Raw genomic sequence first — 25,353 nt, forward strand, 5'->3', positions numbered from 1 at the left:
CAGGCACGGCCAAAACCCTTTGTGGCGGCCGCGTGGTCGAATCAGTGCGGTACTAGCCGGACAGTCGCTGGAGCGGCTTTTCGCCCTGCCAGCGGGCGTACGCGTACGAGGCAACGAGCAGAATACCGCCAAGCACGAGGAACGAAAGGGTTCGAGCGAGCGTATCGAGCCCCCGCGTGTCGTAGAGGAACACCTTGGTCGTCACCAGGCCGAGGACGACGACGCCCTGAAGCCGGCGACCACGGTCGTCCAGCGCGAGGCCGACCCCGACGAACGCGAGCCCCAGCACTGCCCAGGCAACCGACAGGCTCGCTCCCGAAAGCTCCAGTCCCAGAAGCACCACTCCGAGTCCGGTCGCAGTCCAAGCGTACGGAGCGGCCACTGGGAGTTCGCGGTCAATGCCGGGTACCGTCGTCGATGCGCCGCCAAACCATCGACCGAGCACGTAGAAAACCGCGATTCCCAGCAGGTAGGCGGCCGGCCGTCCCGTCACGGTCGCAAGCGGGTCCGCAAGCGAGAACGCCGGTAATCTGGTCGCGTCCACGGCGAGCAGTTTGGCGACGGTTCCGACAGCGACGAGGTGCCCGCCGATGCGAACCGCTCCCGCACCGCGACTGGTTCCGAGCGCCAGCGCCCCACAGAGCAAGACGAGGAGGCCGACGGTTTCGGCGAACGGGTCGGCCGCGAGGATGACACTGATGGTGAGTAGAACGACGGCAAGCACCCCAGCGGCGCTGTTTTGCTGTCTCAGGCGTGACTCCGTGACGGCGTAGATACCGCCGAGGGCGAGTCCGACTGCGCCGACAGCTACCCCGTCCGGTGCCGTCGGGAGAAGGCGACGACCGACGCTTTCCAGTAGGATCGCGGCGAACACGGCATTGGACGCGGTCGTCGCTTCCACCAGTCGGCGGTGCCACCGGTCCGTTCGGTCGCTCGCACGGAGCACGTACACACCAGCGGCGTAGACAGCGAACGTTGCGGCGAGGACGACGGCGGCGACCGTGTCGGGTGGCTCCAGCCTGTTCGTCCAGACGACGTGGAGCACGTAGGCCGGGAGGACGCTGCCGAGGACGAGCCGGCTCCACGGGCGGACAGCGGCGATGGTCACGAGCCCGGCCGTGAGAAGCACGACGTAGGCCGGCGAGACGACGAAGGAACCGGCGTCGAGTCCGACGTAGGCAGTGACGTATCCCAGCAGGAACGCCTCGCCAGCGACAGCCGGTGCGTGGTCCCGGACCGAGAGAGCTGCGGTGGCGGCCACGAGAACTGTCAGGACAAACAGGACCGCCAACAGCGGCGCTCCGATGGCGGCCCGGTACGACTCGAAGCCGTAGGCCGCATAGACACTGAAATATGCAATTGCGAGGCCGGTTCCCGCGACGAGTCGGCCCCATCGGTCGTAGCCCTGTCGTTCGGCAGCGTACCGACCGCCAGCGAGCAGTACGAGACCGCCTGCCGTCCCGATGAGCACACGACCGAGCGGGCCGAGGTAGCCCGCCTCGATGGCCAGTCGAATGAAAAAGACGACGCCGACCACCAGCGCGAGGCCGCCGACCCCGCCGAGCCACTTCATCCCGATGTTGCGCTCCCAGTTCCGTTCGTCTGGCGGGGCCTCGCCGTCGGCTGCCTCGCCTGTCTCCGGTGCTGGCTCCGAATCGCTCGGGGACCTCGATTCGGCGGCCGCCGTGTCCGACCGGACCGCGGTACTGGCAGCTTCGTCCTTGGCGGACGGAGGCGGGTCGGTGTTTCGCTCCGACTCAAGCGCGGCGATGCGTGTGTGGAGGGCATCGACCTCGGCGCGGAGTTCCCGTACCTCCGCACGGAGGTCGTCTTCATCGCTCATACACCGACACATTGCGGAGTTGCTGTAATAAACCTCCAGCCAAACGACAGCGTTCTGGAGCGTTGACCTGCCGTCTACCGCCGTCAACCGCGAACGGGTGGATTTTTGAGCGGCCACGTCGTCGCCCCTGTATGCGTGTCGCGGTCGTCGCCATGGAGACGAGTCAGTACCGGGACACAGTGGGCCGGACCCGGCTGGAGCGGGTGGCTACCGAACTCGCCGCTGCCGGCCACGACGTGACCGTGTTTTGCTCGCAGTGGTGGCCAGGGTTCGACAACCAGCGCGAGCGCGACGGCATCACGTACCGCGCCGTCACCGTCTCGCCGACCGTACCCTCGTTCTGTGTCCGCCTCCCGTTCATGTTGGCACGATTCCGACCGGATGTCGTCCACGTCCACCCGACGCCGGCGTCGGTCGCGCTCGCGGCCAAGGCCGGTGCAACACTTTCGCGAGCGCCGCTTCTCACGGAGTGGTACGGGGATGAGGACGTACCCGAGAGTCGCCGCGCCGACCTCGCGCTCCGGGCCTCGGACTGCCTCATCACACCCTCTGAACTCGTCCGTACGCGGGTCCGCGAACGGGGAGCGACGGCGGACCAGACTGCGATACTCCCACAGAGCATCGACATGGACCTCGTTAGAGAGGCCGATGTCGACGAGGAGATCGACGTGGTGTACGCCCACCGACTGGACGGCAGCGCGAACGTCGAGTCGCTACTGCTGGGTCTGGCGGAACTCAGACAGAAAGGCTGGTCGGCGACGATCATCGGCGACGGCCCGGAACGGGAGTACTACGAACAGGAGGCGGCCGACCTCCGTATCGACGACCGCGTGACCTTCGTCGGCGCGTGCGACACCGAAGAGCGCGTCTCGATTTACAAGGGTGCACACGTCTTCGTCCAGACAGCGTTCCGGGAGTGCTTCGCCACGGACCTCCTCTGGGCGATGGCCTGTGGCTGTATCGGCATCGTTGAGTACCAGGCAGAGTCGTCGGCCCACGAACTCATCGAACAGCGCGACCGCGCGTTCCGGGTGACGAACCCGCAGGAGATCGCCGACAAAATCACCGAATCGGCCGGTTTCGAGCGCCGGACCGTCGACGAGTCCTGCGCCGAGTTCGACCACGCACAGGTCCGGGCGGAGTACGAAGACCTCTACGAGTCGCGTATCGAGGAAACCGGTCTTTTCTAATCGGAACGCCGCTCAGACGCGCTGACGACGCGGACAAATCGCCGCCCGTCAGTACGGGATGACGCGGAACCCTTCGGGGAGCACCAGTCCGAACACGAGGAACAGCACGGCCGCGATACCCGCCGCCATGAGGGCATAGGGTGCCTGGCTCCTGACGTGGACCATGTGGTCGCTCCCGCTGGTCGACGACGCCAGCACGGTCGTGTCACTGATCGGCGATGTGTGATCACCGAAGATGCCGCCACTGAACACCGCGCCGAGCACGAGCGGGAGGTTCGCGCCCGTCGAGAACGCCAGCGGGATCGCGATGGGGAACATGATGCCGTAGGTCGACCACGACGACCCGTCTGAGAAGCTGACAAAGGAGGTCACGAGGAAGACGCCGACTGGGATGATGAACGCCGGCACGCCGCCGAAGACGTTCGTCACGAACGACGAGATACCCAGTATCGTCACCGCGTTCTGGATGGAACTGGCGAACATCAGGATGACAGCCGCGAGGAGGATGCCCTTGAAACCGACCATCATCGCATCGGTCGCGTCGTCGTTGGACGGGATGTCGCCCTTCCAGCGATACAGCAGGAAGCCGACGATGAGTGCTGAGAACGAGGCGAGACCCAACTGGACGCCCCCGATGTTGAATGCCCACGGCCCGCTCGGCGGCGTGATTAGCTGCCAACTGCCGAGCTGGAGCAGCGTGGCCCCCATCCCTTCCTTCCCCTTGACGTAGATGACGGGGCTGGCCCGCCAGAACATCGCACCGAGGCCGACGACGATCATGGTGACAATGGGCCAGGCGAAGTTCCGCCAGTCCGGCGTGGCGGTTTCGGACACCTCGTACTCGTCCATCTCCGCCGAAATCATCGGGTCGGCATCGTCGCCGACGACCTTCCCCTCGTTTCTCGCTCGGGACTCCTCGGTTCCCATCCCGTAGATGTTTGGCACGACCTGCCAGGCGACGAGACCGGCGAGACCGAGCGCGATCCACGAATAGAAGCCGGTAAACAGCGTGTTGAAAAACAGCGGCCAGACGGCCCCGGTCGCCGCGGTGACCTGCTCGCCGCCGGTGTTCACGAAGTTGGTCATGCTGGCCGGGAGCGTTCCCTGCTGCTGTGCCTCGACGAGGCCGCCCCCGATGAAGCCGACCATCGCCGCGCCCCACGTCGAGTAGAACGCAAGCCGGGACGCTGGTGACCCCGCCGAGTCGACGTAGTAGGCCAGTTTGGCCCGTGACACGTCGAACTTGTCTGTCAGCGGGCGCATCATCGAGCCGACCACGAGGCAGTTGAAGTAGTCGTCGATGTGGATGGCGATACCGGCCAGAAATGCGGCTTTCTCGGCATCTGCTGCGGAGTCGGCTCGCGCCACCAGCGCCTCCAGCACGCCCTGGATCGCCCCGGCTCGGATCATCAGTCCGATCAGCCCGCCGATGGCGAAGATGGCGAGCAGGACGTTCTTGACGTACCATTCCCCGAACAGCGGGGCCGTGGCGATGATCTCCGGAACGAGCTTCAGCCCGAAGATACCGCCGAGTACGATGCCACCGACGCCGACTGTCCAAGGACTGCCGTCCTCGGCCTGCGGCTGGATAGTTGCCACTTCACCGCCAGCGGTGATCAGGTCCGACGGGACCCCAACAGCCTGAGGATGTAACGCGCCGACCAGCATGCCTGTGATGACGATGCCTACGAACAGCCCGATAAGCGCGTCCCGGGTGTACCAGGCGAGACCGATGGCGACGAGCGCGGGAACGATCGACCACGGTCCAGCCGCGATTCCCTCAACCATGCCGGCAGGTCTAGGTGGCGCTATATTAAGGTATGTATTCGCAACCGCCTCAGTGAGTGTCCAGACGAAACCCGTTTGAGCGTCGACACCCTCCAAGCAGTAGTGACAGCTGAGGAGCCAGCCGACCGAGACGACGACTCGGACCCCGCCACGGAACTCGAACTCGACGCCGTCTACGACGCTATCGACGCCGTCGGTCGTCCGCACCTGACGGCGACGGAGTTCTCCCGAAAGACGGACCTGACACCCGACGAGGCGCGGGCAGAACTGGAGCGTCTCGCCGACGACGGCGACATCGAGCGCCAGGACGTGTCCGAGGTCGAGTCTGTATGGTATCCGACGGACATCGCCGAGGTAACCGACCGAGAGCGTGTGGTCCTGTTTCCCGACCGCAGGGAGGTCGTCGTCGAACACCCCGACCAGTTCACGCGGGCGCAACTCTCGCAGTTCGCCCGCCTGCAGGACACCAACCGCTCGGGCGGCTACGTGTACGAACTCCGTGAGGAGGACATCTGGGCCGCACCGCACGAATCTCTGGAGGACCTGCTAGCGACGATGCGGGACGTGCTGGGCGAGCGCTCGCCCCACCTCGAAGAGTGGGTGACAAGCCAGTGGGAACGGGCCCGGAAGTTCCGCCTCAAGACCCACGAGGACGGGTACGTCGTGCTCGAAGCCGACAGCGACGACCTGATGGGCAACGTCGCCCGGCCGAAACTCGACGACGACCACCTCCGAGCCCCGATTTCTGACTCGGAGTCGTGGGTCAACGAGGACGCGACCGCCGAAATCAAGCGCACGCTGTACGAGGCAGGCTATCCGGTCCGGGACGACCGCGACCTCGAAACGGGCGACGCCATCGAGATGGATCTGCGCCTGCGCCTTCGGGACTACCAGCAGGACTGGGTCGAGCGGTTCACCGAACAGGGCTCGGGCGTGTTCGTCGGCCCGCCCGGGTCTGGCAAGACCGTCGCCGCGATGGGTGCGATGGCCGCTATCAGCGGCGAAACGCTGATTCTCGTCCCCTCGCGGGAACTCGCGACCCAGTGGCACGACGAACTGGTCCGGCACACCTCGCTGACTGACGACGATATCGGCGAGTACCACGGCGGCGAGAAGTCTATCCGCCCCGTTACAATCGCCACTTACCGGACCGCGGGGATGGACCGGCACCGGAAGCTGTTCGACCAGCGCAAGTGGGGCCTCATCGTCTTCGACGAGGTCCACCACGTCCCGTCGCCGATTCACCGCCGGAGCGCGGACCTCCAGACCAAACATCGACTGGGGCTGACCGCCACGCCGACCAGAGAGAGCGACGACGAAGAGGAGATATTCACGCTCATCGGCCCGCCCATCGGGACGGACTGGGGCAAACTATTCGACGAGGGCTACGTCGCCGAACCGGAGGTCGAAATCCGTCTCGTGCCGTGGGGGAACGAGACGGAACAGTCCGAGTACAGTTCTACGTCTGGCCACGACCGCCGGCAGGCCGCCGCCAGCAACACCGGGAAAATCGACGAGATACGCTACGCGCTGGCCGAGAACCCGGCCGCGAAGGCGCTGGTGTTCATCGAGTATCTCGACCAGGGTGAGGCCATCAGCGAGGCCATCGATGCGCCGTTTATCAGCGGCGAGACGCCACACGCCCGCCGGGAGAAGCTGTTTGACGAGTTCCGCCGTGGCGAACTGAACACGCTGGTCGTCTCCCGCGTCGGCGACGAGGGGATTGACCTGCCGGATGCCGAACTCGCTATCGTCGCCTCCGGACTGGGTGGGTCCCGTCGGCAGGGCGCACAGCGGGCCGGGCGGACGATGCGCCCCGCCGGTGACGCCCGGATGGTCATTCTTGCGACGCGAGGGACGACGGAAGAGGACTTCGTCCGCCGGCAGATGCGCCACCTCGCCTCGAAGGGCATCCGTGTGACCGAGACAGAAGCCGAGGCCGTCGAGCCGCCGGCGAAGACGGAGTGAGCAGGCGAGAGGCTACGCTCGCGCCCTGAAAAACGCGAACACCCCACCGAGTTCGTCGTCGACGGTCTCGACGTCGGTGACCGAAAAGCCGGCCTCGGTCAGTAGCTCGCGATTGCGCTCGCGGCCGTGGAAGCTCCAGGCCATCTCGGTCCCGGTCTCCAGCCAGTCCTCGTTGGTGCCTTCCCACTGTTCGTCGCCCAGCGCGGCCAGTAGCCGACCGCCCGGTTCGAGCACGCGCTCGAACTCGGCGAAGACAGCGGCGTGTTCCGCTCGCGGGACGTGGATGACCGCGTGCAGTGAGACGACCGCATCGAACGTATCTGCCGGGAACGGCAGCGCCGCCAGCTCTCCCTGACAGAGCCACGGTCCGGAGACCCGATCGCCTGCCATCTGTAGCTGCTCACGAGAGATATCCAGCCCCGTGACGGTGTGATCGGCTGCGAGAACGTCCATCGCAGGCGTCCCAGCGCCACAACCGGCATCGAGGACCCGACTCTCGGCAGGCATCCGATCCGCGAGGCCCGCGACCAGACCGCGCTCGCGACCCTCGCCGTCACGCTCGGCTGCGTAGGTCGCGGCGATATCGTCGTAGCCCTCGCGGACGATGTCGCGTCGGTTCATACGCGGTGCTCTCGACTGTCCGGAATAGCTCTTTGGGTGGTGTGTGAGCGGGGACACTCCGGGTACCCTCGCATACACGGCTGGCCGGCGATTGAACTTCCGGCGTATAATCGAAGTTACGTCGAATCTGTGTCGAGTCGCCGCGCGGTCTCTGCCACGTCCTGAATCTTCTCCGTCTGCTTCTCATTCGTCGCTGCGAGGTCGTCAAGCTGTGCCGACATCTCGTCGATGCCATTCGACAGTTCGTCGACCATGCTGGCGACTTCTTCTGTCGACGCCGCCTGGTCGTCGGTCGCTGCGGACACCTCCTGAATGCCCTGTGATGCCTCGTTGACCGCCGAGACGATCTCTTCAAGTCGTTCGGCTGCCGTCTCGACCTGGTCGATACCCTCCGTCACCTGCTCGGTCACAGTTTCGAGGCTCTCGACGGCGTCGACGGTCTCGTCCTGAATCTCCGTGACGGTGTCCTCGATCTGGTTCGCGTGTTCCTGTGAGTCCCCGGCGAGCGTTTTGATTTCGTCGGCGACGACGGCGAACCCGTCGCCCGCTTCCCCGGCGCGGGCAGCCTCGATGGAGGCGTTCAGCGCGAGCATGTTGGTCTGGTCCGCGATGTCGTTTATCACTTCGACGATGTCGTCGATCTCGTCGGCCTGCTCCTGTAAGCCCGCGATGTCAGCCGACACCGTATCGACGGCGTCGTCGACATCGTTCATCATGGCCGCGGCCTGCTGTGCGGCTTCGTTCCCGCGCTCAGCTTTCTGCTCGGCCGATGTGCTGGTACTCGCGACTTCCTCGGCGGTCGAGGCAATCTCTTCGATTGTCGCGCTCATATCCGCGACCTCGCCCGCCACTTCGTCCATCGACTCGGACTGACTCTCGGCGGCGGCGTTGATCTGCTTGTTCGTCTGGGCGACCTCCTCGGCGGAGGTGCTCAGTTCGTCGATAGGCTCCTGCAGTCCGCTTTCGACTTCCTGCATCAGCGTCTGCTGGTCATCGATTGCCGATTCCAGACGCTGGCTGTACGAGTCGATGTAAGTGTCCATCGCGACCTGCTGGTCGAGGTTGAGCAGTTTGAACACTGACAGCGCCCGCGACTGCATTTCTTCGAGGGCCTCGTCCCGGGCAGCGTCGCCCGATTGCAGGTCTTCGACGATGGTCCGCAAGAAGTGTTCGAAATAGATGGTGTAGGCCCCGAGATAGATCTTCGGGCCGAGGTCGAGCATATCGTGAATCTTCCCGATACGGGCCCGGTTCTCGAAGTACTGTTTGTCGTAGGTCCCGGTGACGAGGTCCCGGAGGTACTGCGACTGTGTGTTTTTGAGCTGGTCGACTGACTTGGTGGACCGCCCAAAAATCTCGACAGTCTCGTCGAACGACTGGAGGTGATCGTAGAAGTCGTCGACGACAGATTCCGCCCGGGCGTTCGTCTCATCTGCCATCGCGGTGAGATTGTCGGCGTCAGACTCGTCAAATCCAGTAAAATCCTTCCGCCAGCGTATCTCCCCAGCGTCCAGTCCGATACGATCGGTCAGTGTCCCGCCGTCGACGCCAGACCTATCAGATTTAGTGATACGTTTCCGAGAGCCCGTACTCTCGCTCTGGAATGCCATGGAGAAGAGTCAACCGACATAGGGGTTATATGTTCGCCCCTGATTCTCACCATTGAGAAATATAAAAATGGTGGCCAAATATTTGGGTTGTCGGTCACGTCTGGCGATTATCCGGCCGCCTGTTTAGCAGTCAGAATCAGTCCTCGAACTTCTGTGGATCGCGGGCTGCCTCGGCGACGCGAACGGCGGCAACGTTCTCTGGGACGTCGTGGACACGAACGATGTCAGCCCCCCGCTCGGCCGCTAGCGTCGTTCCGGCGATGGTCGCCTCCAGACAGTCGCCCGCCTCCTGCCCGACAAGCCCGAACAGCGACTTGTGGGAGTGCCCGACCAGAATAGGGCAGCCGAGTGCCTCGAACTCCGGGAGGCGGTCGAGTAGTTCGAAATCTTCTGTGGGCGATTTCCCGAAGCCGATGCCTGGATCGACGATAATCTGGTCGCGGTCGAGCCCGGCCTTCTCCGCGAGCAGGACGCGCTCGGTCAACTGGTCGATGCAGTCCTCGACCACGTCGTCGTAGTGGATATCGCTGTCCGGGTCGACTGGCGTCTCGATGGAGTGCATCACGACCACCGGCACGTCGTACTCAGCGGCGACGAGGCGCATCTCCGGGTCTTCGAGCCCGGACACGTCGTTCAGGATGTCTGCACCGGCATCGAGCGCTGCTCGCGCAACAGGGGCCTTCCGCGTATCGACGGAGATGGCGACGTCCAGCTCCGAGAGCGCCTCGATAACCGGCACCACGCGGTCGATCTCCTCCTCAACCGGAACCGGCTCGGCACCGGGACGGGTCGACTCCCCGCCGATGTCGAGGATGTCCGCACCGGCCTCGACCATCCGCTCGGCGCGGGCGACGGCGTCCTCTGTGGCGTTGTACTCGCCGCCGTCGTGGAAGGAGTCCGGGGTGATGTTACAGATGCCCATCACGGCCGTCCCGTCGTCCCAGGGATACGTTGCCGTCGTATCGGGCGCTGGCTGCTGGATAGACAGCGCCGCCCGTAGTTCGTCGGCGAACGACGCGAGCCCGTAGGACTGGCCGTCGAGTTTCCCGGCAAGCCGCCTGTACTGGGCCATCGTCGCCATCATGACCACATCGAGTGATTCCTCGTCCTGACCGCTCAAGCCGGAAATCGCACATTCGCCGCCCAGTGACAGCAGTTCCTCCTTGAGGTACTGTGCCTGTCGCGGCTGGACGCGGGTGTGCAGGACGCGGTGGACGCCCTTCCCCCGCATCCGCTGGGTCCCGGCTGCGGTGACGTGGGCGCTCTCGATAGCCTCGCGGGCCTCGGCCAGCGAGTCGACCTGTTTGGGGACCAGCGAGCGCGACCAGTTGGTCCGGGCCTCTCGTACGGCATACAGCGACCCCACCACGAGGACCGCATCGCCGGAATCCGCGGCGTCGAGGGCGAGATCGAGTGCCCCTGCAACGTCGCTGCGCGTCTCGACCATCGCGTCGGTCGCGTTCTCCACCGCGGTCGCGACGACGTGGTGGGACTCCGCCCGGTCGACGTTCGGCCGGCAAGCGACGACGTGGTCTGGGTCCGGCAGCGCCGCGGCGATACGTTCGTGATCCTTGTCCACCATCGCGCCGATAACGACGTGGAGGTCGTCGTAGTCGAACGACGACAGCGTTTCGGCGGTGCGCTCGATGCTTCCGGGGTTGTGCGCTCCGTCGAGGACGACCAGCGGCGACTCGTTCATCACCTCGAACCGACCGGGCCAGTGGGCGTTTCGCAGACCGCGTTCGAGGGCTGTCTGTGAGACGTCCGCGACCTGCCGACACAGCGTGGCCGCGATGCCGGCGTTCTGTGCCTGATGTGCACCAAGCAGCGGGAGGTGGGTATCGACGCTCCAGTCGGGACCGTCGACTGAGACTGACCCCTCCAACCCCTCGCGACCGTCGTACGTGGCCGTCACGTCGGCGTCGTCCTCGCCGACAGTCACAACGCTGTCGGCGACCTCACGGACGGTGGCCAGCGCGTCGCCAGTCGTCCCGGTCACCAGCGGCGCGTCCTCGGGGGCGACGTGGGCCTTGTCGTGGGCGATTTCTTCGACAGTGTCGCCGAGGATGTGGGTGTGTTCGAGCGTCACGGACGTGACAGCGCTGGCGACCGGGTCGACGACGCTCGTGGCGTCGTACCGGCCGCCGATACCGACTTCCAGCACCGCGACATCGACGTCCTGACGGTCGAACTCCCACAGCGCCATCGCGGTCATCGTCTCGAAGAAGGTGGGCGAGTCGTTGGCCGCGCCCTGTTCGGTCACGTATGTCCGGACCGATTCGACGAACTCGACGAGGGCGGCCTCGGAGAGCTTCCGGCCGTTGATACGGATCCGCTCGCGCACGTCGTCGAGATGCGGCGAGGTGTACAGCCCGACATCGAGGCCGGCTTCCCGCAGCGTTCTTTCGACCATCCGCGCAGTGGACCCTTTTCCGTTGGACCCCGCAATCTGAACGCAGCGAAGCCCCTCCTGTGGGTCACCGAGCGACGATAGCAGGTCCTGCGTGGCATCAGTACCGGGTCGCGAGGCGAACCGGCGCAACTCGAAGAGGAAGTTCGCGGCCTCGTGGAACTCCATGGTCGGGCTATCGGAGCCGTTCGCTTTAGCCTGTCGGACTGTTGCGTGTCTCCGGCGTGAAGACGCCCCGAACGCCCGTTTCCTTACCAGTAGTTGGTAATCCGGTTTCTGTATTCAGCTACCCCTCTGAAACTGAAATGGCTGTATCGGTCAGTGCAGGTGCAAAATCTATCATCTCCGCCTAAGTTCGTTCGTGTACACTGCGAAGGTGAACAGTGGGCCAACAGCGAGGAGAAAAATTAATTCGTCAATAGCGGCTCCGATGATACTGAGCTGGAGGCCGATAATCATAACCATAATGTCCTTCTGTCTGACGGCAGTCTCGGTCATACGATAGTGTTTTATTCATATCTGACAGGTGTTTCGGTTCATTTTATCAGTCGTTCAGTCTGCAGGCTCACTGAGCGGGCATTTCACCTCTACAGCTGAATAAAGAAACTATATTGGCAACTACTGTTACCTATCGCCACTACCGGTGACAACTACGCCTGGTCGCTCCGGTCACGCGTGGCCCACCGACCGAGCGCGCTCGACAGAATCAGGAACGCGGCACCCAGCAGCGGTGCCGGGTCGATCTTCGCCCCCGGACGCTCGTCTGCGTCCGTCTCAGTTGGCTCCGGCTCCGCTTGCTCCAGAGTGTCCGTCTCGGTCGCCGACCCGGCAACGCCGGCCGGTTCGGTGTCTCCACTGCTGTCCTGCTGTCGGTACCCGGATTCACTTTGTGGCATTTCTCCGGCCAGCGCAGTTTCCTCCGCCTCTGGAGTCGGCGTGTCCTCGGTCTCTTCTACCGCTGCTGGCGGCTCGAACTCTGTGTTGGTCGGCGACGGCGTGTCGACGCTCGGCTCAGCCGGCGGTGGCGTCTCGCTTGGACGTTCCGTGGCCCATTCCGACGTGTCCTCGTCGGTGCTACCGACATCAGTTTCGGCAGCGTTGCGACGGCGGTACCACCAGAGTCCGGCTGTCGCCGCGCCGAGCGCGATCAGCGACAGCCCAGTGCCGAGCAGCCCCCACTGCCGCCACAGTGACCCGAGACGGTCCGTGAGACCGGGACCGGAATCCTCCGTTGCAGCCGGCCCTGCTGGTCCAGATGCGGGGACAGCAGTGGCGTCGTCGACAACAGTGACGCCGGGAACAGCGTCAAGCACCGAGGCGACGGCGTCCCGTTCCACCTCGACTTCGAGAAACGTGGGTGTGTCCATATCTGACCTGTTGTCGGGCGAGTATGTAAAACCCGCTCAGTACTATTCGCGGGCCGGTTCGTACTCGGTGTCGGTTGTCGTGGTCCGCGACAGCTCAGTCTCGATATCGGCGACGTCCTGTAGTTCAGTCTCCGGGGCCTCTTCTTCGCCGAGAAGCGCCCGCAGTTCCCGCTCGTACTCGGCTTCGGAGAGTTCTCCCTCGACGTACCGGCGCGTCAACGCCTCGTGTCGCTCCTCGATTGTCGGCTCCGGCGGTGCGAACACGTCCGAGAGGCCGAGCGATGCCAGCAGTGGCACGACGGATTCCAGACGGTCGAGCCCACCAGCGACGCGCTGGCTCTTCGGTACCGACGCCCGTCGGGCCAGCGCACGGACCAGCGCGACCGAGAAGACGATGTCGACGCCCACGAGCAACAATGTGCCAAGCAGGAACCCGGCGAAGGTCTGGATGACCGCGCCGCCACCGAGAAGCGCCCCGACTGTTGCGACGACACCGACGATTCCCAGCCCGACAGTCCCCAGCGTCGTCAGAACGACGGCGGCAAACAGAAGTAGCAGCCGGTTATCTCTCACCCAGTTCACACCAACGATAGCCGGAGGGCGTTGAAATGGTTTGTGTCAGGGTTCTTCTTCTCGCGACTCCGGCTCGCTCCGGGGAATTTCGTCGGTCGCCGGCACGTACGAGCGACCCGAAGCGGACCACCCGCCCCAGATCCACTCCCGGATGGTAAGCTGGCGCTTGGAACCCTGATCCCGCGCTGTTTCGAGCCGTCGTTCGGTCGTATGGAAGTAGTTGACGACGGTCACGAGGACGACGCCGCCGACGGAATTGCCGAGAAGTACTGGCAGAACGAACTGCCAGAGGCCGACAGACAGCGCCAGTTCGCCGATGAACACCAGGTAGAACATCTCCGTCGCGGAGACGACGACGTGATAGAGGTTCCCAAACGGGATCGCCAGAAAGGCGATGTAGATCAACATAAGCCGAGAGATACTGTCCCGCAACGAGTAGTCGACCCAGACGACGCCGGCAACGATGAGGCCGGCGAACACCGCCTTCGAGAACAGCGTTAGCTGTGACGTTGCGATAGCTTTCTGTGCGAAGCCGGCGGCGGCGGCCGCCGCGTCGTCGGAAAGAACGTCGGTCGTCGCCAGTGCGAGCGCGCCGAGCATCCCGCCGAATACGTTCGAAACCAGGACGACGCCCCAGATGCGAAGCATCGACGGGATGCTCGACAGCCGTTCGAGGACGAGCGCGACCGGCGGGAGCGTGTTCTCGGTGTAGAGCTGGTAATCCCCGAGAATGATGAAAATAAACCCGAGTGGGTACAGCAGCGCGCTCAGTATTGGGTCGCCGCCGGTCGTGCCGTACAGCGACGCGTACAGCAGGAACGTCACTGTGATAGCGAACCCGCCGGCGAGTCCGCTGAAAAACAGCTCCCGGGTCCCGGATGTCACCTCCTCGTCAGCCGCCACGATGATACGCTGGAATATCTCGTCGGCGGAGAACCGGTCACGGATGACGCTCCCACCCGCTGGGGCACCGCTTCGAGAGACGTCCACGGCATCGCGGACGGCTTCCTCCCTGTCGTTGTTGTCTGCCATCGAAACCCGGTTCAATAGCTGGTAGCAAACCTCTTTCGTTGCCGACGATCAGCCCGGCGAAGCCGTAAAAAGTCCGCCGTCAGTCATGTCTGAACCACCGATAGACTCGCTGCACTCGACTATCGAGGTTCAGCCACTTCCTCGGTACTGCTCAGTCGTGTCTGAACGACCGCTGCCCAGTGAACACCATCGCCATATCGTGTTCGTCCGCGGCCTCGATGACGCTCTCGTCGTTCTTCGAGCCGCCAGGTTGGATGACAGCCTCGATGCCGGCGTCGGCGGCCTCCTCGATGCCGTCCGGGAACGGGAAGAAGGCGTCCGAGGCCATCACCGCGCCTTCGGCGTCCTTCCCCTCGGCGTGTTCGTCGGCTTTCATCGCGGCCAGTCGGACGGCGTCGACTCGGGACACTTGCCCCATCCCGATACCGACCGTCTCCGTTCCCTTGGCGAAGAGGATACCGTTGGACTTGACGTGTTTGAGCGTGTGCCAGGCGAACAGCAGCGACTCGATCTGCTCGTCGGTCGGCTCGCGTTCGGTGACGACTTCGAGGTCGTCAGCCGAGAGGTGCTGGGTGTCCCGCTCCTGCACGAGTCTCCCCCCGACGAGGGGCTTCTCGGTCAGGCTATCTGTGACCTCGAAGTTCTCGTTCACGTCCAGCACCCGGAGGTTGTCCTTCTCGAACAGCACGTCGAGCGCCGCGTCAGTGTAGCCGGGCGCGACGACGACTTCCTTGAAGGAGTCGATGATCTGCTCGGCGGTGGCGGCGTCACATTCGCGGTTCAGCGCGACGATGCCGCCAAAGGCGCTCATCGGGTCCGTCGACAGCGCCTTCTCGTAGGCGTCAGCCACGGTGTCAGCAGTCGCACAGCCGGCCGGGTTAGTGTGTTTGATGACCGCGGCGGCCGGCTCCTCGAACTCCTTGATGAGGTTAAGTGCGCCGTCGGCGTCGTTGTAGTTGTTGTACGACAGCGCCTTCGCGCCCTCGTTGAGCTGGTCGGCGTGGACGACGCTGGCCTCCGAGACGGTCGTGTCGGTGTACAGCGCGGCGTCCTGATGCGGGTTCTCCCCGTAGCGGAGGTTCGACGCGAGGTCGTCCGAGACGATGCGACGGGCGGGGAAGTCGCCGCCGTCGTCGCCATCCACCGAGACCGTGCCTTCGTCCCAGTCGATGGTGACGCGGTCTTCGGCAAACCACTCGATGACCCGCGGGTAGGCGGTGAACTCACCCTCGTAGAGCACGCGCTCCTTGAGGCTATCCTCGTCGTCGTCCTCGAAGACGGGGATGGGTTCCTGCGTGACGATAGGGCCGCCGTCGACGCTCTCATCGAGGACATGGACGGTACAGCCCGTCACCTTCACGCCGGCCTCAAGGACCTGCTCGTGGGCGTTCGCCCCGGCGAAGTTGGGCAGGAGACTCGGGTGGATGTTCAGCGCGGTCGGTGTCTCGTCCAAGAACGTCTCGCTGAGGACGCGCATGTAGCCGTCCAGCGTGACGAGATCGAAGTCGTACTCCGAGAGCGCGTCGAGAACGCGCTCCTCGTGGGACTCGCGCGACTCGTCCGCGCCGCGCTCGACGACTTCGGTTGGGATGCCGCGTTCGGCGGCTGCTTCGAGTACCGGTGCATCTGCGTCGTTAGTCAGAACGACCGCGAACTCTGCCCCGCCCGGGGCGCGGTCCGCGATGTTCATGAGATTTCGGCCGCGGTTGCTGGCCATACCGGCGAGTTTCATGTGGGACTGACCGACCGGACCGTGCAAAGTTGTTGCGAAACCCCCGGGCACCCTGTCGTATGTGACCGAGACACACTATTTATGTCCGTGGTGTCGGCGTCTATCGGTCCGGTGTACATTTGTAGCCCGCCACCAACTCGCCCGTATGGCGAAGCTTCGGTGTCAGCGCGCTGGCGCGGTCGCTGCCGTTGGCGGTATCATCTGGATCGGCTGGGCCGCGGCGCTGTCCGCGACCGGCCAGACAGCCACGAGCCTGCCCATCATAGCCGGAACCATCGCCTCCGCACTCGGTGTCGTAGCCGGCCATTATGCCATCGAGGATTTCTACGGTGCACGGATGAAGCGACCGGGGACCATCGGCGCGTGGGCCGGCGGCCTCGGTGGTCTCGTCTTCGCAGTCGGGCAACTGGTTCGCCTCCTCAACGGCGGCGGCGAGGCAGTCATCGGAATCGGCGTGCTCGTGCTGGTCAGCGGGTCACTGCTGGTCGCCGCTGGCCTCGTCAGGACACGTATCCAGCCGCCGTGGCTGGGCGTGTTGCTGGGAGCCGGGACCATTGCGTTTCTCGGGTTCGGGATCCAGCCAGCGACGGCGACTGTTTATGGCCTCGCGTGGGCTGCACTTGGACAGGATCTCTACCGCTTCGACCCGCCGGACGGCCGCTTCGGCGACGCCGAGGCCGACTACGGCTGGCTGACCTGAAGATTGCCCGTCAGCGAGGCCATCTCTTCACTCCCTTTCGAAGGCACTTCGATGGAGATGGTTATGAGTATCTCTGACAGGCTTCGACGGATTTGGCAACTGTGGATGGATATTTGGAAGTAGTCTGAACGTATCTTGTAAGAACTACCACCCCTCAAAATGAGGGTATGGCCACCTCTCGGCGACATATATATTGTAGCTTGAAAACCATAATATTCATTAGTAAGATATTCAATGTTAATACTGTAATGCAGGCAGTACTACTAGAAGAGTTTCAGGAACCACTAACAGTACAGGATGTCGAACGCCCCGAGCCGGAGCCGGACGGTGCCGTCGCCGAGGTCATCGGCTGTGGGATCTGTCGGTCCGACTGGCACTGCTGGCAGGGGGACTGGGACTGGTTCGGCTACCGGCCCGACCCGCCACACGTCCTCGGCCACGAGCCGACAGGCCGAATCGTCTCTGTCGGTGAGGACGTCGAAAACGTCGAGGAGGGTCAGGAGGTCGCAATTCCGTTCAACTTCGCCTGTGGGAACTGTGATCTCTGTCGGAACGGACGCGAGAACATCTGTGAGAACCACATCGGCCTCGGGTTCATGAACCAGGCACCAGGTGCGTTCGCCGAGGAAGTCCACATTCCCAACGCCGACCTCAACGCTGTTCCGCTCCCGGACGGTATCGACGCCGAGTCGGCCGCCGGCATGGGCTGTCGGTTCATGACCTCGTTCCACGCGATGGCCCACCGGGCACCGGTCAGTGCCGGCGACGACGTGGTTATCCACGGCTGCGGTGGCATCGGGCTTTCGGCGGTTCACATCGCGAACGCCCTCGGCGGCAACGTCATTGGGGTCGACCTGATGGACGAGAAACTGGACCGTGCGGAGGACCTCGGCGCTGTCGCCACCGTCAACGCACAGGAGGTTGACGACCCCGCCAAGGCGGTCAGAGATATCACTGACGGCGGGGCCGACGTGTCAGCAGACGCCCTCGGTATCGCGACGACCTGCCAGAACGCGGTAAATTCACTGCGTAAGGGCGGCACGCACGTCCAGATCGGACTGACCACCAGCGAGGAGGAAGGGATGGTTTCGCTCCCGACCGACGAGTTCGTCGCCAAAGAAATCGACTTCAAAGGGTCGCTCGGCCTCCAGCCGTCGCGGTACAGCGAAATGCTGGACATGGTGGAGTCGAGCAAACTCGACCCGACGGCGCTGGTCGAAGACACGGTCGACATCCATCAAGTGCCCGACGAACTGGCCGCGATGAGCGACTACAACACGGTCGGTATCCCGGTCTGCAACGAGTTCAGCAACTGACGGCGCGGCCTCCTTTTTTACCCGAACCCCGACGCACCTTCCCGCCGTCACGCCACGCGTCGCTGCCGCACCACGCCGCGATTGGGGGAGAACGACACGCTTTTTCGCGCCTCCCGCGCACACTCGGGTATGACAGAGAGAGGGCCACTGGCCGCCGTTTCGCCGCTCGACGGCCGATACGCCCGCTACACCGAACCGCTCGTCCCGTACGCCAGCGAGCGGGCGCTGATGCGCGCCCGCGTCGAAGTGGAAGTCGAATACCTGATCGCGCTCGCCGACCTCGACGCCACGCCGCTGTCGATCAACGACGACCAGCGCGCGACACTCCGGGCGCTGTACGAGGCGTTCGACGACGAGGACGCGAGCGTCGTCAAGCAACTCGAAACTGAAGGGTACGGGGAGTATTCGGCGACCAATCACGACGTGAAGGCCATCGAGTACTTCATCCGGCTGGGGATGCCCGATGACCTCGACGCCGACAACTGGATTCACTTCGGGCTGACCAGCGAGGACGTGAACAACCTCGCCCAGCGGCTGCTGGTCAAGCCCGCCGCCGAGGAGGTGCAGGTACCCGAACTCCGCGAGATTCGGGATACGCTGGTCGAGATGGCCCACACCTACGCCGACGTGCCGATGCTCGCTCGCACCCACGGCCAGCCCGCGACGCCGACGACGTTCGGCAAGGAGATGGCCGTCTACGCCTCGCGGCTGGGCCAGGCCATCGGTCGCGTGGAACGGGCCACCGAGGACCTCTCCGGAAAGCTCGCCGGTGCGTCGGGAACCTACGCGGCCCACGTCGCCGCCTACCCCGGCGTGGACTGGCCGACGTTCGCCGAGTCCTTCGTCAACGACCTCGGCCTGAACCACGAACCGCTGACGACGCAGGTCAATCCCTGTGACGACCTTGCGGTCCTGTTCGACGCGCTCCGGGGCGCGAACAACATCTTGCTTGACCTCGACCTCGACGTGTGGCTGTACGTCTCGGACCGCTACCTCGGTCAAGAAGCTGTCGAGGGCGAGACTGGGTCCTCGACAATGCCCCACAAGGTCAACCCCATCGACTTCGAGAACAGCGAGGGGAACCTCTCGAAGGCCAACTCCGATCTTCGCTTCCTCGGCGACTACGTCACGAACTCCCGGCTCCAGCGGGACCTCTCTGACTCGACGGTCAAGCGCAACATCGGGGCCGCTTTCGCCCACTGTCTCATCGGCTACAGCAAGTGCCAGAACGGGCTGGCGAAGGTCGTCCCCAACGAGCAGGTAATGGCCGATGACCTCGCCGCGACGCCGGAGATCATCGGCGAAGCCGTCCAGACGATCCTCCGGCGCGAGGGGTACGCCGACGCGTACGAGCAGGTGAAAAAAGCCACACGGGGCCGCGAGGTCACAATCGAGGACTTCCACGAGATGTTCGCCGACCTCGACGTGAGCGACGAGGTCCGGGCCGAACTGGAAGCGCTGACGCCGACCGACTACACGGGCATCGCGGAGCAGCAGGCCGACGACAGTTGAGGAGCGCTGTCTGGCGGACACCGTTTTCGCGTCGACACGCACCCCCACGGCGAACGCAACTATCACGAGTGTGGCCGCCTTCGTCAGCAATAGATGGTTCTCGGCACTGACTCACGGGTTCTGACGCTGGCGTTCGCCCGGATGGCGGACGCGCTGGGCAACTCGTTTCTCATCATCGTGCTCCCCCTGTACATCGCCAGTGGACAGGTTTCACTCGCCGGTATCGCCGGCCAACAGATACTGGGGTTCACGCTCCAGACGGAGACGCTGATCGGCCTGGTACTCTCCCTGTTCGGCCTGCTGAACAGCTTCGGTCAGCCCTTCACTGGGCGGCTCTCGGACCGGACCGGGCGGCGGCGGATATTCGTCCTCATCGGACTGGTGCTGTTCGCTATCGGGAGCGCGGCCTACCCGTTCCTCTCCTCGTACTGGACGGTACTCGCCGCGCGGGCGTTCCAGGGGATCGGTGCGGCATTCACGATTCCGGCGACAGTCGCGCTGGTCAACGATTACGCCGCAAGCGACGCCGAACGCGGTGGGAATTTCGGCGTGTTCAACACTTTCCGGCTCATCGGCTTCGGCTTCGGACCGATTATCGCCGGCGTCGTCATCACCGGCGGACTCAGCGCGAACGACGTGGTGACCTACCGGGTCGCCGGCACTGCGATATCGGGCTTCACCGCCGCCTTCGCTGTCGCCGTGCTAGGCGCTGTTGTGAGCCTTGCCCTCGTGTGGGCCCTGATTCAGGACCCGCCGTTCGAGGCGGAGGCCGGAAAAGACCTCTCGATAGCGATTCTGGACCGGGATGGTGAGGGGCTGGACTCGGTGTTTGTCCTCGGCGTCGGGACGTTCATGATGGCGTCCACTATCGCGCTGTTTGCCACGCTCGAAGGACCGGTCCGGATGCGGCTGGACGAGTCGACGCTGTTCTTCAGTGTTCAGTTCGCCGCCGTTGTCATCGCGAACGTCGTCTTTCAGGTGCCCATCGGTCGAGCGAGTGATCGGTTCGGCCGGCGGCCGTTCATCGTCGGCGGATTCGTCATCCTCGTCCCGTCGGTGTTCGCACAGGGGATCGTGACAGGCCCGTGGCTCATGCTTTTGGCCCGATTCGTTCAAGGGATCGCCGTCGCGCTCGTGTTCGCCCCGTCACTCGCACTGGCCGGTGATCTGGCCGGCGCGCGCGGGTCCGGAACGACGCTGTCTGTCCTGACGATGGCGTTCGGCCTCGGCGTCGCTATCGGGCCACTGGCGTCGGGCCTGCTGTACAACTTCGGGTCGTTCAGTACGCCCTTCACTGCCGGTGCCGCGCTCGCGTTCGTCGGACTCGTTCTGACGTACTCGCAGGTCGAGGAGACGCTGGACCTCGGGCAGGGGTCGGACCAGCCGGCACCGCAGGACTGAGCGCGAGGACTCCACTCGACCGCCTGGCCGGCCACCAGCCACAGACACCGCTAACCGGAATGATTAGGATGCACGATCCCATATAATGTGGTATGTTCACAGACCGCTCGGATGCGGCGCAACAGCTTGTAGCTGCGCTGCGCCGGCGGGATGTCGTCGGCGATATCGTCGTCACGCTTGCACCGAACGGCGTCCCCGTCGGCAACGTGGTCGCTGACGCGACCGGGCTCCCGATGGATGTCATCGTCATACAGCGTATACGTGCGCCGAACCACCCGGACCTGACTATCGGAGCTGTCGCGCCGGGGGGCTTCTCGTGGATCAACAGCCCGATGATGCGGTTTCTGGACGTGAACTGGGAGTACATTCAGGAGGCGAAGACGTACGCGAGCGACACCGTCGAGTCGCGAGCGGTCGACTACGGCGAGACGTGGGGGCCACTCGATGTGGCCGGCAAACGGGTGTTGCTGGTCGATGACGGGATTCCGACGGGTGCGGCGATGCGCGTCGCAATCCAGCGCCTCCGGAAGGCAGGTGCGAACGAGGTCATCGCCGCTGCCCCTGTCGCACCGCCGGACGTGCTTGAGGAGGTGCAGCGATGGGCCGACGACGTCGTCGTCCCGCTGAAACCGGCAGCGTTTCAGGCCACTTCGGACTACTACGAGGAGTTCGACAGTGTGACAGACGAAGACGCGACGACAGCGCTCTCGGATCTCGTCCAACAGCGGTCAGCCTAGATCGTTATTTTATGCCTTAGACCAGCCGCTCGACCGTCTCCCGAACGGCACGCGCGGCGGTTCGAACTTCAGAAAGGCGGACGTACTCGCGTTTCGAGTGCGCGACAGCACCCATTTCGTCGCTCAGATCACCGGGGCCGAACACCACAGTCGGCCCGTTGGTTGCGAAATACGAGGCTTCCGTCGCAGCCCCGAACTGCCGGACAGCGCCGCCGCTCGCTTCTTGGAGTGTCCGAACCAGTTCCGCATCGGTGTCGGTCGCGAACGCCTCAGGAAACGGCGTATCCGGGCGGATGAGGTCCACGGTGAGGCCCATCGATTCCGGGAGCCACTGTTCGAGGTGGGCTTGCAGGTCAGCACAGAAGGACTCGCTCGTCTCTGGCGGGACGCTCCGCCGGTCGAACGTGATGGTACACGCCGCCGGGACCTGATTGGTCGCCTCGCCGCCCTCCACCATCGAGGGGGTGAGAATGGGGTGGCCAAGCGTCTCGTGTTCGTCCGGCCCTTTCTTGTCGTCATATGATTCCATCGCCTGCAGTATCGGTGCGGCGGCCCGAATCGCGTTGTGACCGCTGCCGGGGTCGGCGGCGTGGGCGCTCTCGCCGTGGATGGTGACAGTGCCCTCGAACTGGCCGCGGGCGGCCGTACACACGTCGAGGCCAGTCGGCTCGCCGACGATGTAGCCGTCGGCGTCGATGGTGTCCGCAAGGTGTGCGCCACCGGTCTGTGTCGTCTCCTCGTCGGTAGAAATCGCCAGTGTGACCTGTCCGTCGTCCGGCGTCACGGTGAGGAACGCATCGAGGAGCGCCGCGAGCGGCCCTTTCGCGTCACAGGCCCCGCGGCCACAGACGATATCGCCGTCCCCGTCGCCGCCGGTACCGTCGACAGTCTCGTCCAGCCCCGGTGGCTCCGTCCGCCGCTCGTAGGGCAGATGTGGCGGCACGGTGTCGATGTGCGTGTTGAGGAGGATGTGGGTCCCGTTGGGATCGCCCCGCGAGACGACGATGTTTCCGAGGTCGTCTATCTCCGGGTACTCGCCGGCGTCTTCGAGTGTGTCGACCAGTAGCGAGCGCATCTCGTCGACGCGCTCGTGTGACGGCGTTTCGACGGCTCGCCGGTGGAACGAGGGGATGTCGAACGCCATTACTGCTCCATGCGGGTCACATCTGCCAGCGTCTCGCGCTCCCTGACGACTCGCGTCTCGCCGGCCTCGAAAGCGATTTCGGCAGGGCGGGGCTGAGAGTGGAACTGGTTAGCTAGCTCGTAGCCGTACGCGCCAGCGTTGCCGATAGCGAGCAGGTCGGTCCGCTCGGGTCGCGCGATGGGTCGGTCGGTACAGAACACGTCGGCGCTCGTACAGCAGGGGCCGCCCACGGACACTGGTTCGGCCTCCCGTTCCGGCGCGGTGACGTTCCGAATCGGGTGGTAGGAGCCGAACATCGCTGGTCGAATGAGCGTCGCCAGCGAGGCGTCGACGCCGACGACGGTCGCCGCCGGCGTCTCTTTGACCGTGTTGACCTCCGTGAGGATACACTCGGCGTCGGCGACGACGTACCGGCCGGGTTCGAGTTTGACCTGCGCGTCGAGGTCCCCGACCGCCTCGCGGACCTTTTCGCCGACGACCTCCATCTCCAGTGGCTCGACATCCTCCCGGTACGGCACGCCGAAGCCGCCGCCGAAGTCGATAAAGTCCAGTTCCGCGCCGTCGGCGATGACCTCCCGGCCCATGTCGGCGACTTTCCCGATTGCCCGACAGTGGTCGTCGAGGTCGTCGTGAAGGACGCCGCTGCCGGCGTGGGCGTGCAGGCCGACAAGGTCGAACCGCTCGCGCACGTCAGCCGCGACTTCGGGCACCTCGTCGTAGGGGATGCCGAACTTGGCGTCCTTGCCGGTGGCGACCTTTTCGTGGTGGCCTGTCCCGATGCCGGGGTTGATGCGGATGGCGACCCGGCCGTCGTAGCCTCGCTCTTCGAGGCGGTCGAAGGTGTCCCGCGCACCCCCTGTAATCGTCAGCCCGGGATTCTCGGCGGCCAGCTCGACGGCACGGTCGAGGTCGCGGTCCGGCGGATTGACCGCCGTGTACTGGAGCGTGTTCGGGTCCGCGCCGGCGTCGATAGCCCGCTGGAGTTCTCCCCAGGCGGCACACTCGATGTCAGCGCCTGTCTCAAGCAGTTTCGAGAGGACAGCCTGACCGGTGTGGGCCTTCGCAGCGTACATGACGTGGGCGTCGGGAAACGCCGCGGCGAACCGCTCGTAGTTCTCGGCGACACGGTCGAGGTCGACGACGTACAGCGGCGTGCCGTGCTCGGCAGCCATCGCCTCCAGACGCTCGTGGTCCCAGTCCGTGAGGCGACGGACCGGCGGCGAGTCGTGGCTCATTGGGGATACCACGGTGTCGGCGGCTAACAAGGGTTCCGTTTCGATACACACAGCACCCCAACCGGGCATCTCCGCTATCGGGTGACGCTGGCTGGGGACAGCGCTGCACGCAACAACCGTCTGTCGGCGTGCGAGGCCACACCGGTATGTGAGCTGTGCCTGTCAGTTCGAGTCAGGGGTACTGTCGTTAGATGGTCTTCCCAGTCACTCTGAGTGTTCTGCCGACTGCTCTCGAACGTGTACGACACCGTCGTTTGTCACATCGATGCGGAGTGGCACCTGCACCGTGTCCTGCTGAATCGCACCATCGACGGAGTCATCGATGAGTTGCAACAGATTCGAGGAGCCGTAATTGACCTCAACACCGGCTTCGTCACACGCAGCGTACACCGTCTGTGGAATATTGTAGATATCGGTCCCGGCCTCGATGTCAACACGAACGGGCGCAGTGAGGGTGTTCGCGAAGGCGACTGTCTGGCGTGCCTTTTCGACGTTCTCTCGCGCATTCCGCTCTATGCTCGAAATATTTGCGCGTGACGTGCCGAGCAACTCCCCGATATCGCTCTGCCGGACATCGTTTTCGCGGAGCGCCAGCACTTCCGCTTGACGACGTGTTAGCACGCTCTCGTCCGCATCAAAACCGACAGCAGCGAGCAGTTCGTCCGGGTCGATTCGCTCATCCATAGCCACAGGTCTGCGGCTGGAGTGAAAACAACGTTGTTGCCGGCCGCGGGCCGGCAGCCCTGATTTGTACTACGCGAGGTGGACTGACCCTGAGCGACAGGGCTGCTCACTGCCGAGTTCACTGTTTGGTAACGGAGATCGTGCTTGGCGACTGCCAGCGGGTCACGTCGCCGCTGGGGTGGCGTGCCATGACAATCGATTCAGCATCGTGTGCCCGGGCAAACCGCTTTACGATGGCCGTGTCGGCGAAGTCATCCGGGGCATCGATGTACACACGTCTGGTCAGCCCGTCTGTGTGGAGTGATACCCAGCCGGCCAGCGCCAGTTCGGTTTTGGGGTCCAGTTTCCCCTCATCAGCGTCGGGCACCACCGCCCGGCACAGCCGCTCGTGCATTCCCGATGGGACGACGTATTTCGTCCCGTCGGGGGCGATGGACACGTTAGCGGCTTCGATCTGTCCGGGTGGGACTTGTGGGAACGGAACCGTCAC

General features: G+C 64.4%; 21 protein-coding genes. 7 read left to right on the top strand and 14 right to left on the bottom strand.

Translation table 11 applies throughout. The features are described from left to right. Positions 1 to 52: 52 nt before the first annotated feature. Entirely contained in the window at positions 53 to 1,843 is a 1,791-nt protein-coding gene (locus ACYJ11_RS11390) for a DUF2339 domain-containing protein (protein WP_461647851.1), read from the bottom strand. Between the two features lie 131 nt (positions 1,844 to 1,974). Between ACYJ11_RS11390 and ACYJ11_RS11395 the strand changes: the two genes are divergently transcribed. Next, entirely contained in the window at positions 1,975 to 3,033 is a 1,059-nt protein-coding gene (locus ACYJ11_RS11395; RefSeq protein WP_461647852.1) for a glycosyltransferase, read from the top strand. A gap of 48 nt (positions 3,034 to 3,081) precedes the next feature. Here ACYJ11_RS11395 and ACYJ11_RS11400 read toward each other — a convergent pair whose 3' ends face one another. After that, entirely contained in the window at positions 3,082 to 4,821 is a 1,740-nt protein-coding gene (locus ACYJ11_RS11400; RefSeq protein ID WP_461647853.1) for a Na+/H+ antiporter NhaC family protein, read from the bottom strand. Positions 4,822 to 4,923: 102 nt separating this feature from the next. Here ACYJ11_RS11400 and ACYJ11_RS11405 point away from each other — a divergent pair, with 102 nt between their 5' ends. Beyond that, complete coding sequence (locus ACYJ11_RS11405) at positions 4,924 to 6,789, top strand: DEAD/DEAH box helicase (RefSeq protein ID WP_461647854.1); 1,866 nt, start codon at positions 4,924 to 4,926, stop codon at positions 6,787 to 6,789. Positions 6,790 to 6,801: 12 nt separating this feature from the next. Here the strand turns inward: ACYJ11_RS11405 and ACYJ11_RS11410 are convergent, their stop codons facing one another. The 8 genes from ACYJ11_RS11410 to purH all read right to left on the bottom strand — a co-directional run bounded on the left by ACYJ11_RS11410 (position 6,802) and on the right by purH (position 16,134). After that, a complete protein-coding gene (locus ACYJ11_RS11410; RefSeq protein ID WP_461647855.1) occupies positions 6,802 to 7,410 on the bottom strand; it encodes a class I SAM-dependent methyltransferase in 609 nt (202 codons plus the stop codon). 116 nt (positions 7,411 to 7,526) lie between these two features. Beyond that, positions 7,527 to 9,020, bottom strand: a complete 1,494-nt coding sequence (locus ACYJ11_RS11415; RefSeq protein WP_461647856.1) for a globin-coupled sensor protein — start codon at positions 9,018 to 9,020, stop codon at positions 7,527 to 7,529. A gap of 136 nt (positions 9,021 to 9,156) precedes the next feature. Next, positions 9,157 to 11,598 carry a dihydropteroate synthase gene (gene folP / locus ACYJ11_RS11420; RefSeq protein WP_461647857.1) on the bottom strand — a complete coding sequence of 814 codons (2,442 nt, stop codon included), beginning with the start codon at positions 11,596 to 11,598 and terminating at the stop codon, positions 9,157 to 9,159. Positions 11,599 to 11,769: 171 nt separating this feature from the next. Then, positions 11,770 to 11,928 carry a hypothetical protein gene (locus ACYJ11_RS11425; protein ID WP_461647858.1) on the bottom strand — a complete coding sequence of 53 codons (159 nt, stop codon included), beginning with the start codon at positions 11,926 to 11,928 and terminating at the stop codon, positions 11,770 to 11,772. A gap of 152 nt (positions 11,929 to 12,080) precedes the next feature. After that, positions 12,081 to 12,797, bottom strand: coding sequence for a hypothetical protein (locus ACYJ11_RS11430; RefSeq protein WP_461647859.1), 717 nt, complete (start codon positions 12,795 to 12,797; stop codon positions 12,081 to 12,083). A gap of 42 nt (positions 12,798 to 12,839) precedes the next feature. Continuing rightward, positions 12,840 to 13,379: a hypothetical protein gene (locus ACYJ11_RS11435; RefSeq protein WP_461647860.1), complete on the bottom strand. Its 540-nt coding sequence runs from the start codon at positions 13,377 to 13,379 to the stop codon at positions 12,840 to 12,842. 36 nt (positions 13,380 to 13,415) lie between these two features. Further along, positions 13,416 to 14,402 carry a formate/nitrite transporter family protein gene (locus ACYJ11_RS11440; protein ID WP_005535412.1) on the bottom strand — a complete coding sequence of 329 codons (987 nt, stop codon included), beginning with the start codon at positions 14,400 to 14,402 and terminating at the stop codon, positions 13,416 to 13,418. A 151-nt stretch (positions 14,403 to 14,553) separates the two neighbouring features. After that, the gene (gene purH / locus ACYJ11_RS11445) at positions 14,554 to 16,134 is read right to left on the bottom strand and encodes a bifunctional phosphoribosylaminoimidazolecarboxamide formyltransferase/IMP cyclohydrolase (RefSeq protein WP_461647861.1); all 1,581 of its coding nucleotides are present in this window, start codon (positions 16,132 to 16,134) and stop codon (positions 14,554 to 14,556) included. A 145-nt stretch (positions 16,135 to 16,279) separates the two neighbouring features. On the opposite strand from purH, the gene ACYJ11_RS11450 reads away from it, so the two are divergent. From ACYJ11_RS11450 to ACYJ11_RS11470, 5 genes are all read left to right on the top strand, one after another. Beyond that, complete coding sequence (locus ACYJ11_RS11450) at positions 16,280 to 16,834, top strand: hypothetical protein (protein ID WP_461647862.1); 555 nt, start codon at positions 16,280 to 16,282, stop codon at positions 16,832 to 16,834. Between the two features lie 248 nt (positions 16,835 to 17,082). Continuing rightward, positions 17,083 to 18,150: a zinc-dependent alcohol dehydrogenase family protein gene (locus ACYJ11_RS11455; RefSeq protein WP_188980439.1), complete on the top strand. Its 1,068-nt coding sequence runs from the start codon at positions 17,083 to 17,085 to the stop codon at positions 18,148 to 18,150. A gap of 129 nt (positions 18,151 to 18,279) precedes the next feature. Beyond that, the gene (purB, locus tag ACYJ11_RS11460) at positions 18,280 to 19,662 is read left to right on the top strand and encodes an adenylosuccinate lyase (protein ID WP_461647863.1); all 1,383 of its coding nucleotides are present in this window, start codon (positions 18,280 to 18,282) and stop codon (positions 19,660 to 19,662) included. A 93-nt stretch (positions 19,663 to 19,755) separates the two neighbouring features. Continuing rightward, positions 19,756 to 21,063 carry an MFS transporter gene (locus ACYJ11_RS11465; RefSeq protein ID WP_461647864.1) on the top strand — a complete coding sequence of 436 codons (1,308 nt, stop codon included), beginning with the start codon at positions 19,756 to 19,758 and terminating at the stop codon, positions 21,061 to 21,063. A gap of 92 nt (positions 21,064 to 21,155) precedes the next feature. Further along, entirely contained in the window at positions 21,156 to 21,800 is a 645-nt protein-coding gene (locus ACYJ11_RS11470; protein ID WP_461647865.1) for a phosphoribosyltransferase, read from the top strand. 16 nt (positions 21,801 to 21,816) lie between these two features. On the opposite strand, the gene ACYJ11_RS11475 is transcribed toward ACYJ11_RS11470, so the two are convergent. From ACYJ11_RS11475 to ACYJ11_RS11490, 4 genes are all read right to left on the bottom strand, one after another. Continuing rightward, positions 21,817 to 22,944: a M20 family metallopeptidase gene (locus ACYJ11_RS11475; RefSeq protein WP_461647866.1), complete on the bottom strand. Its 1,128-nt coding sequence runs from the start codon at positions 22,942 to 22,944 to the stop codon at positions 21,817 to 21,819. Next, positions 22,944 to 24,179: a diaminopimelate decarboxylase gene (gene lysA / locus ACYJ11_RS11480; protein WP_461647867.1), complete on the bottom strand. Its 1,236-nt coding sequence runs from the start codon at positions 24,177 to 24,179 to the stop codon at positions 22,944 to 22,946. The genes ACYJ11_RS11475 and lysA overlap by 1 nt, the downstream gene beginning before the upstream one ends. Before the next feature lie 204 nt (positions 24,180 to 24,383). Next, positions 24,384 to 24,863 carry a Tfx family DNA-binding protein gene (locus ACYJ11_RS11485; protein ID WP_461647868.1) on the bottom strand — a complete coding sequence of 160 codons (480 nt, stop codon included), beginning with the start codon at positions 24,861 to 24,863 and terminating at the stop codon, positions 24,384 to 24,386. Between the two features lie 118 nt (positions 24,864 to 24,981). Then, positions 24,982 to 25,353 carry a hypothetical protein gene (locus ACYJ11_RS11490; protein ID WP_461647869.1) on the bottom strand — a complete coding sequence of 124 codons (372 nt, stop codon included), beginning with the start codon at positions 25,351 to 25,353 and terminating at the stop codon, positions 24,982 to 24,984.

This window comes from Haloarcula sp. H-GB5 (genome assembly GCF_054850705.1).

Excerpts from the sequence above, each read along its gene's own strand:
- ACYJ11_RS11390 (WP_461647851.1), bottom strand. The coding sequence starts at position 1,843 with ATGAGCGATGAAGACGACCTCCGTGCGGAGGTACGGGAACTCCGCGCC.
- ACYJ11_RS11395 (WP_461647852.1), top strand. The coding sequence starts at position 1,975 with ATGCGTGTCGCGGTCGTCGCCATGGAGACGAGTCAGTACCGGGACACA.
- ACYJ11_RS11400 (WP_461647853.1), bottom strand. The coding sequence starts at position 4,821 with ATGGTTGAGGGAATCGCGGCTGGACCGTGGTCGATCGTTCCCGCGCTC.
- ACYJ11_RS11410 (WP_461647855.1), bottom strand. The coding sequence starts at position 7,410 with ATGAACCGACGCGACATCGTCCGCGAGGGCTACGACGATATCGCCGCG.
- ACYJ11_RS11415 (WP_461647856.1), bottom strand. The coding sequence starts at position 9,020 with ATGGCATTCCAGAGCGAGAGTACGGGCTCTCGGAAACGTATCACTAAA.
- folP (WP_461647857.1), bottom strand. The coding sequence starts at position 11,598 with ATGGAGTTCCACGAGGCCGCGAACTTCCTCTTCGAGTTGCGCCGGTTC.
- ACYJ11_RS11425 (WP_461647858.1), bottom strand. The coding sequence starts at position 11,928 with ATGACCGAGACTGCCGTCAGACAGAAGGACATTATGGTTATGATTATC.
- ACYJ11_RS11430 (WP_461647859.1), bottom strand. The coding sequence starts at position 12,797 with ATGGACACACCCACGTTTCTCGAAGTCGAGGTGGAACGGGACGCCGTC.
- ACYJ11_RS11440 (WP_005535412.1), bottom strand. The coding sequence starts at position 14,402 with ATGGCAGACAACAACGACAGGGAGGAAGCCGTCCGCGATGCCGTGGAC.
- purH (WP_461647861.1), bottom strand. The coding sequence starts at position 16,134 with ATGAAACTCGCCGGTATGGCCAGCAACCGCGGCCGAAATCTCATGAAC.
- ACYJ11_RS11450 (WP_461647862.1), top strand. The coding sequence starts at position 16,280 with ATGGCGAAGCTTCGGTGTCAGCGCGCTGGCGCGGTCGCTGCCGTTGGC.
- ACYJ11_RS11455 (WP_188980439.1), top strand. The coding sequence starts at position 17,083 with ATGCAGGCAGTACTACTAGAAGAGTTTCAGGAACCACTAACAGTACAG.
- purB (WP_461647863.1), top strand. The coding sequence starts at position 18,280 with ATGACAGAGAGAGGGCCACTGGCCGCCGTTTCGCCGCTCGACGGCCGA.
- ACYJ11_RS11465 (WP_461647864.1), top strand. The coding sequence starts at position 19,756 with ATGGTTCTCGGCACTGACTCACGGGTTCTGACGCTGGCGTTCGCCCGG.
- ACYJ11_RS11470 (WP_461647865.1), top strand. The coding sequence starts at position 21,156 with ATGTTCACAGACCGCTCGGATGCGGCGCAACAGCTTGTAGCTGCGCTG.
- ACYJ11_RS11475 (WP_461647866.1), bottom strand. The coding sequence starts at position 22,944 with ATGGCGTTCGACATCCCCTCGTTCCACCGGCGAGCCGTCGAAACGCCG.
- lysA (WP_461647867.1), bottom strand. The coding sequence starts at position 24,179 with ATGAGCCACGACTCGCCGCCGGTCCGTCGCCTCACGGACTGGGACCAC.
- ACYJ11_RS11485 (WP_461647868.1), bottom strand. The coding sequence starts at position 24,863 with ATGGATGAGCGAATCGACCCGGACGAACTGCTCGCTGCTGTCGGTTTT.